An 18,060-nucleotide genomic window follows, 5' to 3' on the forward strand; every position below is an offset into this window, starting at 1 on the left:
GTCACTAACTTCATGGCAGGCTTGTTTAGCGTGATACAATGATTTTGTGATGCACCGGCTGCTGCCCGACTATTTGCAGGCGTGCCCAGTAGATGCCCGCTGGCACTGGCAATTGCAGGGTGGTACGCTGCCCGGTAAGCAGGGACTTGAAGGCAGGTTGCCCCTGTAGGTTGTAAAGTATCAGGGAGGCCTGATCAGCCCCTTCCGGAAGGACGACCTGTAGGGTGCCCTGCGTGGGGTTGGGGAAAAATGCAGCATTCATGCGGTCCTGCCTGTGGCGCAGCTCCTCTGCCTGGGGACCTCCGCTATTTTTTTGAGCCATTGCCGGGCTTTGGCTGTTGCACTGTACCGCTGCTTCTACCCCATTGCGCCGCAAGAGTTCCACAGCGAGAAAGCCCGCTTCGTTGCAGTGCGTGGTAAAATTATACAACGCTTCGACCAAAGGTTTTGGCATATTGGACAGGTCACCCCCTTCGGACACATAAGGGAACAGAGCCGAAAAGAGTGCAGAAAGGCTGCTATAAGTTCCTGACTGATAAGGGGTCAGGGCTACCAATTGTGGGATGCGCGCCCAAAGCACCTGGAAAAACGGCATGTCTCCGAAAAAGAATTCCTCCCTGGCCAGCAGGTACAGGCTGCCAAAGGTCCGGGTGTTTTCCAGCCACTGCCGGATAGAGTCTGCTTCTACCGCTACCGTATCCAAGGCATAATATCGAAGGATTTGCCCGGCAGCCCGCCGGCGCTCCTGCTCAAATAACCGGCTTTGCCGCTCCGCTTCCTCTTTTTGAGCTCCTGACAGCCCGGAAGCTACTTCCAGAAGGCTATCCCGCCGGAACCCAGCGCCTTCAAAACGAGCTTTGATTATGATGGGGTCTTGCGGGCAGGGCGGGGAGCAGGGGGCAGGGCCGCAGTAAACCTCTTGTACTTCTGGAATAGATAGCGTAACTCCAGGTGAAGGGCCTGGATTCTGAGATGGCGCTCCGGGTTTGAAATAATAAATAACTTCATACGAATTATTCTGCCCCACCCCGCTTTGATTACTGATGGAGGAGGCGAAAATATTGCCAGCAGGTGTAACATCTCCAACTTGGTTACGACCATGCTGCTCCTTTCTAATCGTCCCTCCGGGCTCAATCAGTATGTCCACACAGTTCTCAGGGCCCGGGGCAAAGCCCGGCGGCTCTGCCAGAAAGTCGTTGCAGAGGTAAACCAGACCGTTTTCTTCGTTGCCATTATTAAACCGGGCGGCGTTTCCAACCTCCATCGAAACGTAGTCATTATTGATGATTTCATTGTCCAGCCCATGTCCGGTAACCGTACAGATGGTACCGTAGTAGCGGCAGTCCTTGCTCAGTTCTTCTCCAAAAAGGACAAAGGTATTGCCCGAAACGGTAAAGCCCTGCGCTGCCCCAAAAATTTCGATGCAGGATTTATCAATGGGCAGTTCAGCATTAAAATAGGTGGGATGTTCGTCCGAATCCATCTCAAAAAGATTGTCCTGAATTTCGAAACTACTGCAAAACCTAGAAACTATGCCCTTTGTATTTTTGGAAAACGTGCAATTACTGACTGCAAAGCTGCCCTGCTGTATGCTCAGGTTGGATACCCGGATACCTTGATATAGTTTAGAAAAAGTAGTGTTCGCCCGGCACAAAAACCCAGCTTCCCGGGCATCAATACCAATGGCACGTTTTGGGCAGGCCCCACTTGGGGCAGAACAATCAGCTGTCCGCTCATCTGCAAAAGTGGTGTACCTGATCCGGGTGCCCCGGTTGCCGCGCAAGACCATGAAATAGGGCCGTTCATCAGAAGCACCTTTATACTGGTCATTGAGCTCAAAGTTGGCAAAAAAGACCTGATTGCTCGTCTCAATCGCATCATCCGCATCTACGCGCAAGCCTATCGTATTATTCATAAGAGTACCCCCTAGAATACTCACCTCAGAGCTATTCCCGACTACATCTATCCCGCATACGGCATGTTCAATAACGCCCTGCCCAAAAACTTTGACGATACCTCCTGACTCTACTTTTATTCCCTGCCACATCTCATCGCAGGCACTCGTCAGGGTGCTTTTAATGTGGAGGGCTGCACCAGTTTTCACGGTAATGGTTGCGCCAGGCAGCATTTGCAGGGGCGACAGTATTTCAAGCACCTCTGATTCTACTGTAAGATTACCTGTTACACCGGAAGGGGCCGTGCCGGGGTAGGCGGCTTCCTGTAGTTGGATTTTTTCCAATACGTCATCCGAATAGTAATCCTTCAGCTCCCGCAAATACATTTTCATCCTTAACCCTTGCTGTTCCGTAAACGCATTTCGGCATTTATCCGGAGATATGTAGTTCATGTAATTGCGGCGTACACTCGGTGGTATAGATTCGGCACCAGTGCAATCTGTAGGGTCAAGCTCAAAATCCTCATTCAGATCATAGTCCGTATCACAAACGTAATCGCCACAGCAATAGCAAAAATCTTGTTCATCCAGGCAGTTTCCTGCTGGTGCAGGGACAACCCCTTCATTGCATTCACCATTATCCTCACCGGCGAAGGTGTGAAGTAGGCCTAGTGCATGGCCCACTTCGTGCACCGCTGTCGTGGTGTTGGTGGCTAACTCACCATCTTCGTTGCCATTGAGCGCCACATGATTGCTAGGCACCTGAAATGCCCAGCCCCCCGTTGGGCCTTGATCGCTGCTTACGTAAATATTTAAAGCCCGTTTAACCTCGTTTTCCGTTTGATATTCCCCCCTGATCAGCTCCAAAACACTTAACCCCTGTGGGTTTTGCAAATCAAAATAAGTACGATAGGTAGCTGGCGTAGCACAATCCGTCGTTGGCTCGTCTGCCAGGAAAAATATTCCATGCGGGTTAAAAGCCTGATTGAGGTTATCCAGCCCTTTTTGAGCTTCGTCCGCCAGGTCATACCCCTCTACTGTCCACCATGCAGCATCTTCATTAGGTGCATCTGCATCTATAAAATTAAACTGAACGCGCAGGAAATAGCTCTTGGGGTCTTCATCATACTTCCCATACAAACCATAAGTGACGTAGTCTTGCCCGGTTGCGGTGTACAAGCCTGTTATCATGAGCATGAAAAAAAGAAACTTAACAGAATGTCGTGCGCAGAATGTGTGTCCTCCTTCGCCTGTTGGCTTCGGCGGATGGAATGTGTGTGTGTGTGTGTGTGTGTGTGTGTGTAAACATGAGGTCCGTTTTTAGCGGTTAGTGAATGGGTGGTAAGATACAGAATTGGGTGGAGAAAAACAATGTTGGGAGCTCGCCCGTTTTAGCTGGAAGGCGAAAGGAAGCTAAACCTCACAGCCTCCTCGCAAAGGGAAAACCAAGACCGGATAGATGCTCCGTCAAAAATTTAGATCAGCACAATAGCCTTATAGCCCTGCAAACCTCCTCACCCCTAGCCCTAATCCACAAATAATATGCGCCCGCTCGTGGTACGCTGAAACGGCAGTTGATCCAACTCCCTGAAGCAGTCAAGCCTTGCGCGCCAGAAATAAATGCCCGCAGCCAAAGAAAGCTTTGTCTGGCTCAGGCTTTCCTGATCGCCTGACCAGACTTTCTGCCCGGCGGCATTGAAGAGTTCAAGGGTGTAACTTTCCACATTTCGGGAAGGTAAAGGACCTAATTCGGCAGGCAGCCGGCTGGGAGAAGGAAAGGTTATATCACAGAAACACCCATCGGTTTCAACGGTAAAAGACTGCTGGAGGATATCACATCCATAGTAATGATTGAGCGTATACCTTCCTGGCCTCCGGGTTTGCAGCACAGGTTCGGTACCTTCCCCAACCCAGTAATAACCATCTGCATCAGGCAACCCTTCGAGCATTGCACTGCCACTATCGCAAATCACAGTATCTTTTGGAGGCAATTGGGTGACAGAGCTGCCTGTTTCTCCGCATTGTTCCAACACGACCTGATCTACATAATAGTAAGCCCAGGGCAAAGCATTCCCAACCCCTGTTTCCTCAAAAGTGGTACGTGCCTGATCGTATAGATTGCCAATAAGCAAGTATTCTTCACCACCCTCAGCCAGGTACTGCCCCCGGATTTCCATCCATCCGGAAGTATCCGAAAGAACGCGGCCTTCAAGGTTTTTTACCGAATAATGGTACTTGCTCAAGCTGTCCTGTTCAGGTCGGTTGTGCAACAGCATAGCCCCAAAATCATCAGTCCGAAACTTTGACCGCTCCAAGAGACTAACCTGAAAGGTTAGGGTATAAACCTCTCCCGGCTCCAATGGCGCTGTCAACTGCACTGCAAGAAACTCCCGGACATCCAAAGGATAAACAATCATACCTGCATATCCATCTCCCATATAAGGGTCCTGAAATCCACGTTGATTAGCCGGCACACTGGCAACAGCGGCATAAGACCGATGAAAAAACTCTGTCGTAAACAGCAATTTGAACCAGTCTACAGAACTATTGACCCCTGTTGGCCTGAATTCCGGATCATCAATTACAAGCTCAAAGGACGGATTCGGTACCAGGTTTTGAGCGGATATATGCTGAATCATTAGAGCATGCGCTACCAGGCAAACACCTACACGGAGGAAAAAAGAAATCACACTCAAAATTTTGATGGACATAGTTGGCAAGAGAGGTTTTTTCATAGCTTAAACAATGTACCATATAAGATGCAAAAAAAAACAGAAGCTCCTAATTTTTAACACTTCGGGAGCAGAAAACTGAAAGGCATGAATAGCTATCCGTTTGCCGGTTACACGGTTTTGCCAGGAAATCTGCCGGATACCGGTAAAGTAACCGCGAGGTAAGCTCTACGACAGGAACACTGAGCTGCTGGGGTAGAGCTTGAGCCTGGTCCTTCCCAAGCGCTCTGCCTCAGCTTTCCCAGGTAGAACCTGCCGGATACAGGTAAAACCGGGACACAATAGGAGGGCTTTACTGCTGGGGTAGAGCTTAAACCCGGAAATTGCCAAGCGCTCTGCTCCAGCTTCTGCCATGGAAACCTGCCGGATCCCGGTAAAACCGGGATACGACAGGAGCACCGAGCTGAAGTGAGAGCGCGAAGGGAATGCGCACCCTAACAACAAGCTGCAAAGTTAGGGCGCGAAGGGAATGCGCACCCTAACACGCTGCGAAGTCAGGGATACAGCAAATACCCCTCCCGCATCTCCCGGTAAGCCGTCAGCCCTTCTGCCCAGGAGGCCCGGATTTCCTCCGCCGATTGACCGGCGATAATGGCTTTGCGCAAGGCATCTGTGCCCGCCAGCTTGTCGATAAAGAGGGTCTCCAAAAAGAAGTTCGCCTTATCCGGGTGGGCTTGATAGAAATCAACGAGGTAGTCGAGGTTCAGGTAGCCTTGCTGTCGAATGTGCTCAGGTGCAGTGGTGGCCAGAGAAAAGCCGCGGCAGCGCTTGCCTTCCAGTTTGGGGTATTTGGCGCCCGGCATGGGCTCCGGCGTGAAGTAGTAATCGCCAATGGTGGCGTCGGGATGGCCATAGACCTGGAATTGGGTGTTCGTCCCCCGCCCTACGCTGACCACCGTGCCTTCAAAAAAACAGAGCGACGGATAAAGGTAAATGGAGCGGTTGTTGGGCAGGTTCGGGCTGGGCTTTACCGGCAATTCGTAGGGTGTGGAATGGGTGTAGTTCAGGCAGGGCACCACTTCCAGTTCACATTTGATGCCACCTTTTAGCCAGCCTTCGCCATTGACCATTTTGGCATATTCCGCAACCGTCAGGCCGTGTACAACCGGCACCCGGTGCATGCCTACAAAGGACTTGAAATCCGGGTCAAGGATTGGGCCGTCCACGTAATGCCCGTTTGGGTTGGGGCGGTCGAGGACGAGGACTTTGATGCCTTGTTCCGCACAGGCCTCCATGACGTAATGCAGGGTGGAAATGTAGGTGTAAAAGCGCACCCCCACATCCTGAATATCGAATACCACGACATCCAGGCCTTGCAGCTGGGAAGGTTTCGGCTTTTTATTGTCGCCGTAGAGGGAAATGATGGGCAGCCCGGTTTGTTTGTCTTTGCCATCCGTCACCGTCTCTCCGGCATCAGCCGTGCCCCGGAAGCCATGTTCCGGTGCGAAAATTTGTCGGACGTTGACGCCCTGAGCCAGGAGCGTATCCACCAGATGCGTGCTGCCCACCATCGAGGTGGGGTTGACGACCAGCCCCACGCCTTTGGCTTTCTGCAAGTCCGGCAAATAGGCATCCATACGCGCTGCGCCGAGAACGAGCGTGCTATCGATGTCCACAGCCGATGGTATATCAACCGGCTGAACCGCCTTTTCTGACACACTTTTTGCACAATTTAGTGGCAAAAAGCCCAGTATTGCAAACAAAATTTTTAACTTCACAACATATTGTTTTTACTGACGGAGATTAAACTATGCAACCCAAGCGTTACGCGATTGTCGACCTGGAGACTACCGGAGGCCGGGCTTCCCGCCACAAGATCATTGAAGTGGGCATTGTCCTTCACGATGGGCAGCAAGTCCTCGACACCTACAGTTCTTTGGTCAACCCCGAGTGCTACGTCCCCTACGGCATCACACAACTAACGGGCATTACGCAGGAAATGGTGCAAGACGCGCCCAAATTCTACGAAGTAGCCCGAAAGATAGTGGAAATGACGGAAGGTGCCATTTTCGTAGCCCATAATGTGCGCTTTGACTACAGCTTCCTGAGGGAGGAGTTCAAACGGCTCGGCTACACCTATTCCCGGAGGAACCTGTGCACGGTCCGCCTGAGCCGCAAAGCTTTCCCGGGGCTGCCATCCTACAGCCTGGGCAACCTCATCAAATGGATGGGCTGGAAAGCCGATGCCCGCCACCGCGCACTGGATGACGCCCTCGCCACAGCCGAGCTGCTGCGCCGCATCCTGGCAGAAGAAGACAATCAAAAGCAAGTCGTGGACATGGTCAACCTGGGCATCAAAGAATCCCTGCTGCCCAAGTCCTTCGATATGGAAAAGATGCATGCCCTGCCTGAGGAATGCGGAGTGTACTACCTGCACAACGCTCAGGGAGAAGTGGTTTACGTAGGCAAGAGCATCAACATCAAAAAACGCATTGCCGAGCACTTCGCCGACAAAACAGAGAAAGCGGGGAAGCTGCAACGGCATGTGCACGATATTTCCTACGAAATTACCGGCAGCGAGCTGGTGGCCCTTTTGCTGGAAAGCCACGAGATCAAACGCCTCCACCCGCCCATCAACCGGGCACAGCGGGTGCGGCGCTTCCCTTATCTGGTGCATACCTTTATGGATGAGGCCGGATACATTTGCTATGAGGCCACGCAGGCAAATGCTGCCCGCCGGAAAACCCTGCAGGTCATTTCGGAGTATCCCAAATTTGCCCACGCCCGCAACCACCTCAACCGCGTCCGGGAAGCCTTTGAGCTGTGTGCCCGGCTTTGCAAACTACAGCCCGGCAACAGCGGGCCCTGCTTTCACTACCACATCAAGCAGTGCCACGGTGCCTGTGCCGAACAGGAATCAGTGGAAGATTACAATGAGCGGGCCATGGCAGCCAGAGAAGTGCTTTCCACGGTATTCGAAGAAGACTTTTTCCTGCTGGATGAAGGCAGGGAGCCTGGAGAATTGGCAGTCATTCTGGTTGAAAATGGCAATTACCAAGGCTTTGGGTACCTCGATGAGGAAGGGCTGAATGGCAGCATGGATAACCTCCGGGATGCCATTACACCCTACGCCGGCAATCCGGAAACCACGCGCCTCATACAGCGCTACCTGAACAAAAAGCCACACCTGAAGCGCATCCCTGTGCAGACGGAAGCAGTGGAGTGGTAGAGGGTTACGCCTGCATTTGTTGATATTCCTATTGACGAATCAATCCAATACCGCAGCAATGCAGCCCAGACGATCTTTTCTAAAAAAAGCCATTGGCGCTTCCGCCCTGCTTGGTGGCTCCTTTGGATTTCAGCAAGCCCCCCACATTGCCCCGGACCGCAATGATCTACTTGAGCAATTCCAGGCTATTGAGCGGGAACCTATCGTTCAGCATCAGCACATTCCCAATCCGGTACCCATCAGCGATATTGGTGTGTACCGCAATGGGGAGCACTTCTTCCTGCGTGCCCGTTCCAAGAGCGGAGTGGAAGGCATCGCTGCAATGAAGCCTAAATATGCCGAGCGGCTTTACCCGATCATTTACGAAATGGTGGCGCCCATTCTCAAAGGCAAAGATGCCCGCAAATGGGATGAACTGCTGGACGATTTATACCTCAAAAAGCTCAACTACAAATGGCAGGGGCTCGCACTTTGGGTCGCTGTGGCTTATGTTGAGATTGCGGTACTGGACATGCTGGGGAAAGCCGGGGGCGTGCCCATCAGCACGCTGCTGGGAGGCCGGGTGCGGTATGAAGTCGATATTTATTACGCAAGTGGCCGACGGGGCAATGCCCCGGAAGCAGAAATGGAGCACTTGCTGGGGCTCGTGGAAGCCTCCGGTGCCAAAGCCGTGAAGTATCGCCTGGGTGCCCGCATGCATTACACCGATGAAAGCATGGCCCGCGACAAAGCGCTCATTCCGCTGGTGCGGAAAACCCTGGGCAGTGATGCCACCATCTATACTGATGCCAATGGAAGCTTCGATGTGCCCACGGCTATTGAAATTGGGCGCCTACTGGAAGCGCACGGCACCGATTTTTTTGAGGAGCCCTGCCCCTTTGACTACTACGACGAAACCAAAGCCGTAGCCGATGCCCTGAACGTGCCGGTAGCGGGTGGAGAAGAAGAGGCTAGCATGCGCCGTTTCATGTGGTTCCTTACCGAAGATGCCCTGCAGGTCGTCCAGCCAGACCTGCTCTTTTTCGGTGGCTTAGTCCGATCCGCTAAAGTTGCCAAAATGGCCAAAATTGTGGGCAAGCCCTGTACGCCACACATCTCCGGTGACGGGCTCGGCTTCCTCTACATGATGCACTTTGCGTCATTCGTACCCAATATTGGCCCCTACCAGGAATTTAAAGGGAACGAAGATGGCATCCCGATAGAGAGCAGCGTGAGCCTGCAGCCCAGTGAAGGCAGGATCAGTGTGCCGGATGCGCCAGGGCTCGGCATCACTTTTGACCCGGCATTCCTGGATAAGGCAGAGCGGGTGAAAGCGCTGTGATTTATGACCATATCCAGCGATATTTAGTAACTTTCATTACTGATGATCCAACTCCTGCGCAGTAATGCAAGGTATCTTCTTCGTATTAATACCTAAATGCAAAATCCTGCTGCCGGATTGGTTGATGGGATTGACGCTCTTCCCAATGACAACCCCATCTTCAGGGCAAAAGTATTCCTTGACGGTTTTTCCAAAAATGGTTTTGACGGCGGCAATTTTATCGCCCTTCTTTAATTGCTGCCCGAGCTGCGGGAAGACATTAAGGATCCCTCCTTCATCGGTGTACAGCCAGTAGGAAGACTCGCATAGGGTGATGTCATCAGCAGGGCAAAGGATTTCACCGGGCAGCATCTTCAGGTCGTAGAGTATGTTTCTGACGCCTGTAAGGCTGTCGTTGATCACATCCCGTTGAAATAAATGAGGATCTCGCAACTCTATGGTGATGGTCTTTATGCCATGGATCGCGGCCCGCCCCCTTAACGTTATGCCGATTGGAGTATGGTTGAGAATGATCTCGGGATTCTGCAGCCTTGCCATCCTTGAGCTCATTTTATCAGACATATCAGCGCGGATGTAGTAGGTGTTCACACGCCCGAAACTTGCGGTATGCAAATCGATCAGGTAGTCAAATTTCTTGACGATCCTTTCAAAAAGCCGGTAGACATACAGCTCGCTTTGGGTACCATCGCGCTTGCCCGGGCTGATCCGGTTGAGGTCGACACCATCGTTGAAAGCCCTTTGCTCCAGCAACAGCCCGGGGACATTTGCGACGAGTACGCCCACAATTGTCCCCCTGAGTTCATCCAGATTTAAGTCGTTGATGAGCTTTTGGATGACCGGGATGCCGTTCAGCTCATTGCCGTGCAGGGCGGCATTCAGCCCAAGTACCGGACCGTCTTCCTTGCCCTTGGCAATAATGATGGGTATCCGGACCGGCTCACCAATCCCATTGTTAATGATGTGCAACCACGCTTCGCTAATCTGCCCTTTTGGGAAGCTTTCAATATTTAGCTCTTTGATTCGATAGGAATGCTGTCCTTCCATTGCCCTGTTGTTTTTTATTCCTGACAACCAACGGTACAATATACGAAAGACCCGTTATTTCCAATCATCGCAATGCCCGCTGCATCCGCTTTATCCGGCCGGGATAAAGCACCAGCTGAATGAAGTTGAACTCCAGCTGCCGGAAGGAGACTCCGCCCTCAGGTCCTATATTTTGAGTTGGCGTATACCGCAAATTGGTGCGCAGGATAAAGCCCTGCAGCTGATTGGGGCGGATATCCCAGCCGAAGGTCACGCCCGGCACCCATTGTACTTCGCTGCCCTCATAAGGCGTAGACCGCTGCACCGTTTCCTCCAAACTGAGCCACTCACGGCTGAGGTGGGGCCCAATAAACGGCACAAAGCCGTGGTAATCGAAGAGGAATTTATAGGCTTCGAGTGTTAAGGCCCGGCGTTGCAGGACCTGAGCGGAGCCGTAAGCCGAACGCTCCGACCGGTTCGCCCGGAAAGCCAGGTTCAGGTGGGCATCCCAGGGATAGTGGTAGTAGCCCAACCCGAATTCCGGAAAGATCGCCGCACCGCTGTGATCGCCTATGGCCGGGTACAACTTTTCATTGCGGGGAGAATTGCCTACTACAAAGGCAGATGAGGGGCCTACAGCGACCGACCAGCCACTCAGGGCACGCTTTTCCGCCAGGCGCTCCACCGCAGCCGCCGTTTTCCCGATTTCCCAATTGGGCTCTGCGCTGAGGGTGGTCTCAATCTGCCAGTTGCAGCCCAGCCAGAAGTAAGTGGAGGGGAGTTCAATATCAACGGCATCATTTAGATTAACGTAGTAGTCCGTTTGGCTATTCAAAAACTGCCCGGCTCCCAATTCAAACAGCAAATGCTTCCGCTGATAGGTCAGCCCCAGCTGTAGTGGAAAACGCGTTTGATGCGCGAATGCTCCCGAGCCCAAATTGGTGTTCTGCTGCCAGTCGCTGACCGCGAAGGCAGTACCAACGAAAGGCCGGAATTTCTTTTCCTCAATACGCCAGGGGTACACCCGCAGCCCGGTTTCAACGCCGGGATTAAAGGTATAATCCCCACCAAATGGCACACTGTTGTCCAGCACATTCGCAACGGGTATGGAAATGTAAAAATTAGCGTGCCCCCAAAAGTGTGTCCCCGCGATATTGATGCGCGGGACAAGGGCTGCATTGGGCGTAAAATCCGACAAGCTGCCGTCTCCATCCAGCGCGAAAGTCTGCCCTGATGCCGGAAAGAATACCGCGTCCGCCCCGACCAGCAACTGCGCAAAGCGGTGACGGGTCTGCCCGCCTTCCACGTAAGGCTGTGCAATCGCCTGGATATAAAAAATAGGGGTCAGTAAGCTAAGCCATAGGTACCGCATAGGTCAAATATTTTTAAACAAAAATACACGCTTTTGGGGCGCTGAGGTTGTGACAATCATATTTATCGGTTAGACATCTCCGAGCCTCACTTTGCGCTCCTTTGCGTACCCTCCTTTGCGCACTTTGCGTGCCCCCCCTCATCCCAAAACCCAATACAACACCAACACCCCCACCAAAACCGTCGCCCCCTGAGCCGCCGTCACCAGCGTAAAACTCCGGTACGCCTCCCGCATTTCCATGCCGCTAAACTGCGTGACCACCCAAAAGTAACTGTCGTTGGCATGAGAGACCGTCATTGCGCCACCGCCGATCGACAGCACCAGCAGCGACAGTTCCACCGGGCTCTCCATCCCGAGTTGTAAGGCGACCGGTGCCAGCAGAGAGGAGGTAATCACCAGCGCATTGGTGGAGGAGCCCTGCGCCGTTTTCAAAAACGCCGCAATCAAAAAAGCAACCACCAGCACACCTGCTCCGGCATAACCGCCACTGCCCAGGCTGCCTTCCACCAGCTCCGCTACCGGTGTGGCTTTCAGAACGCCCCCAAAAGCACCGCCCGCACCCGTAATAATGAGAATAGGGCCTGCCAGTTTGATGCCCTCTCCTATCCAGCCGCTGAGATGGGCGCTATCCCATTTGGGCATTAGCCACAGGGCTGCCACCGTGCCCAGCATGAGGGCGATGAGCGGGTGGCTGAGAAACAGCAGTACGGACGTGCCTGGACCATCGTACCCCAGCAGTTTGAGGACGGAACCCGCTGCGATGAGCAAAATCGGGAGCAGTATGGGCAAAACGGAGCGCCCCAGGGAAGGCAAAGTATCTGTCTCAGGGGCTTCCTTTACCAGCTCCGGCAGTTCCAGCCGCTGCCCCAGCCGCTTAGCCAGGAATACCGCGACCAGCATCGTAGGCAGGGCCACCAGCAGTCCAAGCAGCATAATCGTGCCGAGATAATCCGCAGCGCCGAGGTTACCGGCGGCGGCGATTGGGCCCGGAGTAGGGGGCACTAGGGTGTGGGTGGTATAGAGCCCCGCAGAGAGGGAAAGCGCCAGCACGCCTTTTTTAACGCCCGACTGCCGGGCGACCGCGTCATTCAGCCCGGAAAGGATGATGAACCCGCTGTCACAAAATACCGGGATGCTGGTTATCGCTCCAATAGCTGACATCGTCAGAGCAGGGCGACCCTTCCCTACGCTACTGAGCAGCGCAATCGCCAGCCGGTGGGCAGCCCCCGATTTCTCCAGAATATACCCGATGATACTCCCGAACACCACGATAAGCCCGATGTAGCCCATCAGTCCACCAAAGCCTTCGTTAATAGCCGTAATTAGGCCAGAGAGTGGCATACCGGCCGCCAGCCCCAGAAACAAAGTAGCGCTCAAAAGGCTAAGCAGGGGATGCACGCCCAACCGGGCAGACAGCACAATAATCAGTACAATGGCTGCAATAATCGCCAGCAGCAACGGGATTCCGGTGAGCATAAACTATAGGTTTTGAAGCAATGCAGCCATAGATGTTTGCAGGGCTTGAGCGGCACTCCTTGCTTTTTCTGCAAAGTCCTCCCCTTCCCCGGCGAAAATGATGCCCCGGGAAGAATTGACCAGCAGCCCCACATCCGCATTGGCACCGTGGCGGGTCAGGGCTTCAAGATCGCCGCCCTGTGCACCGACACCGGGCACAAGCAGAAAGTGGTCCGGAGCAATTTCCCGGATTTCCTTAAACTTCTCCGGGTGGGTGGCCCCAACGACGTACATCAGATTGCCGGGCGTACCCCATTCCTGCGCCTTTCGCATGACCTTCTCATACAGAGGCTGGCCGTTTTCCTGCTTATCGAATTGGAAATCCTGACTCCCCTTATTGGAGGTCAGCGCTAAAAGGATCACCCATTTGCCTTCAAACTCCAGAAACGGTTTTACAGAATCCACGCCCATGTAAGGGGCTACCGTAACCGCATCAAAGCCCATCTCCCCGAAAAATGCCTGTGCATAAAGGCGGGAGGTATTGCCAATATCGCCCCGCTTGGCATCGGCAATCGTGAAGTGCTCATCAGGGATGTATTCCAGGGTCTTGCGGAGGCTTTCCCACCCATTACTGCCCAATGCCTCGTAAAAAGCCAGGTTGGGCTTGTAGGCTACGCACAAATCTTGGGTCGCGTCAATAATGGCTTTGTTGAATTCAAAAACTGGGTCATCTTTGTCCAGCAAGTGGCGGGGCAGGCGGTCGATGTCAGCATCGAGGCCAACGCACAGGTAGGATTGCTTTTGCCGGATTTGGGCACTGAGTTCCGCTCGGGTCATATTCTTTTGGAGCGAAAATAGGAAAAAGTGTACATTTCAACTCTATCTGCCCTGTCGTGTTACTATGGCTGGCACAACCGTCTAAGTAAAGGAACCCAATCCGAATTATGACCATAACTACCGACCGGCTGACCGCTCAGCAAAGTATGAATGACTTGGGTAAAGACCGCCGGCCTTTTCTTTTTCTGATCGACTTTGAAATGCAACGGCCCATTGTGCTGCCCCTTGATGCCATAGACCCGGCGCAGTTGCAGTTTGCCATTCACCATCACCGGAATGATCAGGGAAAGCCTTCTGCTACAGACTTTTACTTCGAACGCCATCCGGTATCGATTGCAAGGTATGCCGCCGCATTCGAACAGGTGCAGCAAGCTTTGCACGACGGCAATACCTATTTGCTAAACCTGGCATTCCCCACAGCCATTGACACCAACCTGAGCCTGCACGATATCTTCCTGCTCAGCCGGGCGCGTTACCGGATTTGGATGAAGGGGCAGTTTACCTGCTTCTCTCCGGAGCCTTTTGTGCGCATCAGCCAGGGCGGGCGCATCGCTTCCTTTCCTATGAAGGGCACGATTGACGCTACACTGCCTGGTGCCGAACAACAATTGCTAAGCAATGAAAAAGAGCGGGCGGAACATGCCACGATCGTCGATCTCATCCGCAACGACTTGAGCATGGTGGCAAAAAAAGTACGGGTTAAGCGCTACCGCTACGTAGAGGCTATTACCACCCATACCGGGAGCCTGTTGCAGACCAGCACCGAGATTGAAGGGCAGCTGCCGGTCGATTTCCATCAGCATCTGGGCGACCTGTTTTTCAAACTACTGCCGGCCGGCTCCATCAGCGGGGCACCAAAGCAGAAGACGGTGGAAATCATCCGGTCTGCGGAAGGGCAGGACCGTGGGTATTACACCGGTGTATGCGGCATTTACGATGGGCAAACGGTAGACAGCGGTGTGATGATCCGTTTTGTAGAAGCCACCCCCGATGGGCTGGTCTTCAAAAGTGGCGGAGGGATTACCGCCCGCAGCCGGATGCAAGCTGAGTACGAGGAACTGCTTCAAAAAGCCTATTTGCCTTTTGCCAATGCAACTGCGCCGTTGTTATGAAACCCTGCCTGCTCGAAACCATTTGTTGTCAGGATGGGCGACTGAAGGGGCTAGCATTTCACCAGGAGCGCGTCCGGCGCAGCGCACATGCCCTTGGCTGGACGACCTTTCCTGAACTACAGCACATTCTAATTCCTAAATCGCACCGAAAAGGGCGCTACAAGTGCCGGGTGCGCTATCGGGAAAACATCGAAGAAGTCGAATTTACACCCTATTCTATACGCCCCGTGCAACGGCTAACCTTAACCAAGGCTGACCACATCGACTACGCCTGCAAGTACGAAGACCGGAGCCTGATCAATGCTGCTTTTGCAGAACGTGGCGCTACTGATGATGTCCTGTTCGTTAAGCATGGCTTGCTCACCGATACCTCCTACGCCAATATTGCCCTCTGGGATGGCATCCGCTGGCTGACGCCGAAACAACCAATGCTCCAAGGCACAAGGCGGGCACAGTTGCTGGAGCAGAACCGCATCTCCATGGCGGATATTTTCGTTACGGACCTATACAAGTTCGAAAAGCTCGCACTGTTCAATGCCATGATGGACCTGGAGGAAGGGCCGGTAATTGCAGTGCACCCAACCAACATTAGGCAAAGCAGCCCGTTTACAAAAAAATAACGCCGGGTAGCTTGTTTATCCCATTTTGAAAACCATACCTTACCCGCAAAAACGGAAAAGTACAACGCATGAAGTCCCAACTATTCCAACCCGGACAATTCGAACCGGAAGACCACTGGTACGCTAAGGCCCTGAACGCTACCATCCATCCCATGATCTCTTTTTTTCTCAACCTGAGCCAGGAACGCATCATTAAACGGTACTGCCACCTCCACCCTATGGTGAGCCCGGATACGCTGCGCAGCCTACTCAAATACAAACCCCGATATTTCGTCTGGGCGGGTGCTGACCTCATGCACGTGACGAGCGAAAAAGGCAAACGCCAAATGGTGGTCATTGAGAACAACTCCTGCCCCTCCGGCCAAAAGTCTATGCCGCTGCTCGACGACAATCAGGAGCAGGGCGGCTACCGCTTGTTGATGGAACGGACCTTCAAACCCCTGACCAAGTCCCGCCGGGGCCCTTCAGGTGAGCTGGCAGTGGTTTATGATAAGAATCCTATGGAGGCAATTGGCTATGCCAAGGCTATGGCTGATGTTTTCCAGGAGCCCGTACATACCGTGACTTATTACAATACTGACGAAGACCCGGCCGTACGCTTCAAAGACGGGGTCATGTACGTGCTCGGTACCGATGGGGAATGGCATAAAATCAGAATGGCCTTCCGCTACCTTACCCAAAGCCCCTGGAACCGGCTGCCGGTAATGAGCAAAACGCAGATTTTCAACCCGATCGTCGCTTGCCTGGCCGGCGGGCGCAATAAAATGCTGGCCTCCAAAGCCTACGACCTCTTCAATGCAGAACTGGAACAAGCCGGGCTGGAAATCCTCACTCCCGAGACCATATGGGATGTCAGCCTGGAGGAAGTGCCCATATGGGTAGCTAAGCTGGGCGGGCAGGCTGTGGTCAAAAACCCATATAGCAACGCCGGACAGGGGGTCTACACCATTGTAAATGAGCAGGAGCTGGAAGATTTCATGAAGCAGGACTTCAAATACTCCCGCTTCATCGTACAGTCGCTCATCGGCAACTATAACTGGAGCTCCACGAGCAGCAAGGGGAAGCTTTACCACATCGGCACCGTACCCAGCAGTAAAGGCAATGCCTATGTGGCTGATATCCGCATGATGGTCAGCTACACCGCTGACGGGATACGCCCGCTGTCCATTTACGCCCGCCGTGCTGCCAAGCCGCTCGCCAACCACATAGAGGATGGCACCGATTCCTGGTCGATGCTCGGCACTAACCTTTCCATCAAAGAAGGCTCCAACAGCTGGGGCTCCGACACCAACCGGCTACTACTTATGGACCGCAGAGATTTCAACAAGCTTGGAATAGGCTTGGATGATCTGGTGGACGCCTACATCCAAACGGTATTGTCCATGATCGCGATTGATAAAATTGCGATACAGCTGTTTAATTCCAAAAATAAATTCCGTACCCGCCTCTTCAAGTCACTGGATGACGATCAGGCCTTACTGGATGAAATTATGCTTTCGTAATGGAGCAACTCAAACCGTATGCGCTGTTTTTAGGGATCATCGCTGCCACCATTGTGCTCGCTGCTGTTTTCAGCTGGCTTTTCCGGCGGTTCCTGAAAAAGTCGACCATTATCATCAGAAATGATCCGACCAATTATATTTTTCTGCGGCATGCTATCACGGGGCTCATTTACATTATAGGATTCAGCTGGGCGGTCTATACCATGCCCAATATGCGTGCTATTGCCAATTCATTGCTGGCTGGTGCAGGCATTTTGGCGGTAGCCGTTGGCTTTGCTTCCCAACATGCCCTGGCCAACATCATCAGCGGGGTCTTCATCATCATTTTCAAGCCTTTCCGGGTCAATGACCGGCTCAAATTTCAGTCGGGCCTGCAGGGCGTAGTGGAAGACATTAGCCTGAGGCACGTGGTGATCCGGGATTTTGAGAACCGGCGTATCCTTATCCCTAATTCGGTGATCAGCGAGGAAGTCATCATTAATTCCGACTTTGGGGATGACTCGATCTGCAAGTGGCTGGAGCTTTCGCTAAGCTATGATACCGATCTTGAGTTGGCGAAGTCCATACTTACCGAAGAAGCTATGGCACACCCCAATCTGTTGGACAACCGCTCGCAGGAAGAAAAAGCGGAAGGCGTGCCTATGGTCAGAATCCGGGTCATTGATTTGGGAGAAAGCGGGCTGCGTCTGCGTGCCTACCTATGGGCAGAAGATAATGCAAGTGCCTTCGCCATGGGGTGCGATGTCATGGAGCGCCTGGTGATACGCTTTAAGGCCTCTGGGATTGACTTTGGGCTTCCGCAACGGGTCGTAAGCATGCGGGAAAATCCAGACTCCGGGAAATAAAAAAACCGCATTCAGACAAGAATGCGGTTCAGCAAATAAATTAGTATGAAAAAACTCTGGTAAATTTAACTTGATAAGCCGGCTTTTGTTTCACTTTTTTAATTTTTTTAATAAAAGATCACAGTTAATTAGCAAAGAGCTTACAAATAGTTAACCAATTACCTGTTTTTTGCCTAAT

General features: G+C 52.8%; 13 protein-coding genes. 6 read left to right on the top strand and 7 right to left on the bottom strand.

Annotated elements, in window-relative coordinates:
- Positions 1-25 precede the first annotated feature (25 nt).
- The 3 genes from MRY86_RS13725 to MRY86_RS13735 form a co-directional block, all read right to left on the bottom strand.
- On the bottom strand, positions 26-3,091 hold the full coding sequence (locus MRY86_RS13725; protein ID WP_293563222.1) for a zinc-dependent metalloprotease: 3,066 nt from the start codon (positions 3,089-3,091) through the stop codon (positions 26-28).
- Positions 3,092-3,420: 329 nt separating this feature from the next.
- The gene (locus MRY86_RS13730) at positions 3,421-4,605 is read right to left on the bottom strand and encodes a hypothetical protein (protein ID WP_293563223.1); all 1,185 of its coding nucleotides are present in this window, start codon (positions 4,603-4,605) and stop codon (positions 3,421-3,423) included.
- Positions 4,606-5,120: 515 nt separating this feature from the next.
- A complete protein-coding gene (locus tag MRY86_RS13735) occupies positions 5,121-6,344 on the bottom strand; it encodes a DUF1343 domain-containing protein (protein WP_293563224.1) in 1,224 nt (407 codons plus the stop codon).
- A 32-nt stretch (positions 6,345-6,376) separates the two neighbouring features.
- On the opposite strand from MRY86_RS13735, the gene MRY86_RS13740 reads away from it, so the two are divergent.
- Positions 6,377-7,795 carry an exonuclease domain-containing protein gene (locus MRY86_RS13740; protein ID WP_293563225.1) on the top strand — a complete coding sequence of 473 codons (1,419 nt, stop codon included), beginning with the start codon at positions 6,377-6,379 and terminating at the stop codon, positions 7,793-7,795.
- Between the two features lie 58 nt (positions 7,796-7,853).
- Complete coding sequence (locus tag MRY86_RS13745) at positions 7,854-9,116, top strand: mandelate racemase/muconate lactonizing enzyme family protein (protein WP_293563226.1); 1,263 nt, start codon at positions 7,854-7,856, stop codon at positions 9,114-9,116.
- A gap of 36 nt (positions 9,117-9,152) precedes the next feature.
- Here the strand turns inward: MRY86_RS13745 and MRY86_RS13750 are convergent, their stop codons facing one another.
- The 4 genes from MRY86_RS13750 to pyrF form a co-directional block, all read right to left on the bottom strand.
- Positions 9,153-10,160, bottom strand: coding sequence for a succinylglutamate desuccinylase/aspartoacylase family protein (locus tag MRY86_RS13750; protein ID WP_293563227.1), 1,008 nt, complete (start codon positions 10,158-10,160; stop codon positions 9,153-9,155).
- Between the two features lie 64 nt (positions 10,161-10,224).
- Positions 10,225-11,511, bottom strand: coding sequence for a hypothetical protein (locus MRY86_RS13755; protein ID WP_293563228.1), 1,287 nt, complete (start codon positions 11,509-11,511; stop codon positions 10,225-10,227).
- 138 nt (positions 11,512-11,649) lie between these two features.
- Positions 11,650-12,987: a GntP family permease gene (locus MRY86_RS13760; RefSeq protein ID WP_293571555.1), complete on the bottom strand. Its 1,338-nt coding sequence runs from the start codon at positions 12,985-12,987 to the stop codon at positions 11,650-11,652.
- A 3-nt stretch (positions 12,988-12,990) separates the two neighbouring features.
- Positions 12,991-13,803, bottom strand: a complete 813-nt coding sequence (pyrF, locus tag MRY86_RS13765; RefSeq protein WP_293563230.1) for an orotidine-5'-phosphate decarboxylase — start codon at positions 13,801-13,803, stop codon at positions 12,991-12,993.
- Positions 13,804-13,910: 107 nt separating this feature from the next.
- Between pyrF and MRY86_RS13770 the strand changes: the two genes are divergently transcribed.
- From MRY86_RS13770 to MRY86_RS13785, 4 genes are all read left to right on the top strand, one after another.
- The gene (locus MRY86_RS13770; RefSeq protein ID WP_293563231.1) at positions 13,911-14,915 is read left to right on the top strand and encodes an aminodeoxychorismate synthase component I; all 1,005 of its coding nucleotides are present in this window, start codon (positions 13,911-13,913) and stop codon (positions 14,913-14,915) included.
- Positions 14,912-15,535 carry an aminotransferase class IV gene (locus MRY86_RS13775; protein WP_293563232.1) on the top strand — a complete coding sequence of 208 codons (624 nt, stop codon included), beginning with the start codon at positions 14,912-14,914 and terminating at the stop codon, positions 15,533-15,535. The genes MRY86_RS13770 and MRY86_RS13775 overlap by 4 nt, the downstream gene beginning before the upstream one ends.
- Positions 15,536-15,603: 68 nt before the next feature.
- On the top strand, positions 15,604-17,037 hold the full coding sequence (locus MRY86_RS13780; protein WP_293563233.1) for a hypothetical protein: 1,434 nt from the start codon (positions 15,604-15,606) through the stop codon (positions 17,035-17,037).
- Positions 17,037-17,882: a mechanosensitive ion channel family protein gene (locus MRY86_RS13785; RefSeq protein WP_293563234.1), complete on the top strand. Its 846-nt coding sequence runs from the start codon at positions 17,037-17,039 to the stop codon at positions 17,880-17,882. Before MRY86_RS13780 ends, MRY86_RS13785 begins: the two co-directional genes overlap by 1 nt.
- Positions 17,883-18,060 lie beyond the last annotated feature (178 nt).

It is taken from the genome of Phaeodactylibacter sp., assembly GCF_022763345.1.
Classification (GTDB): domain Bacteria; phylum Bacteroidota; class Bacteroidia; order Chitinophagales; family Saprospiraceae; genus Phaeodactylibacter.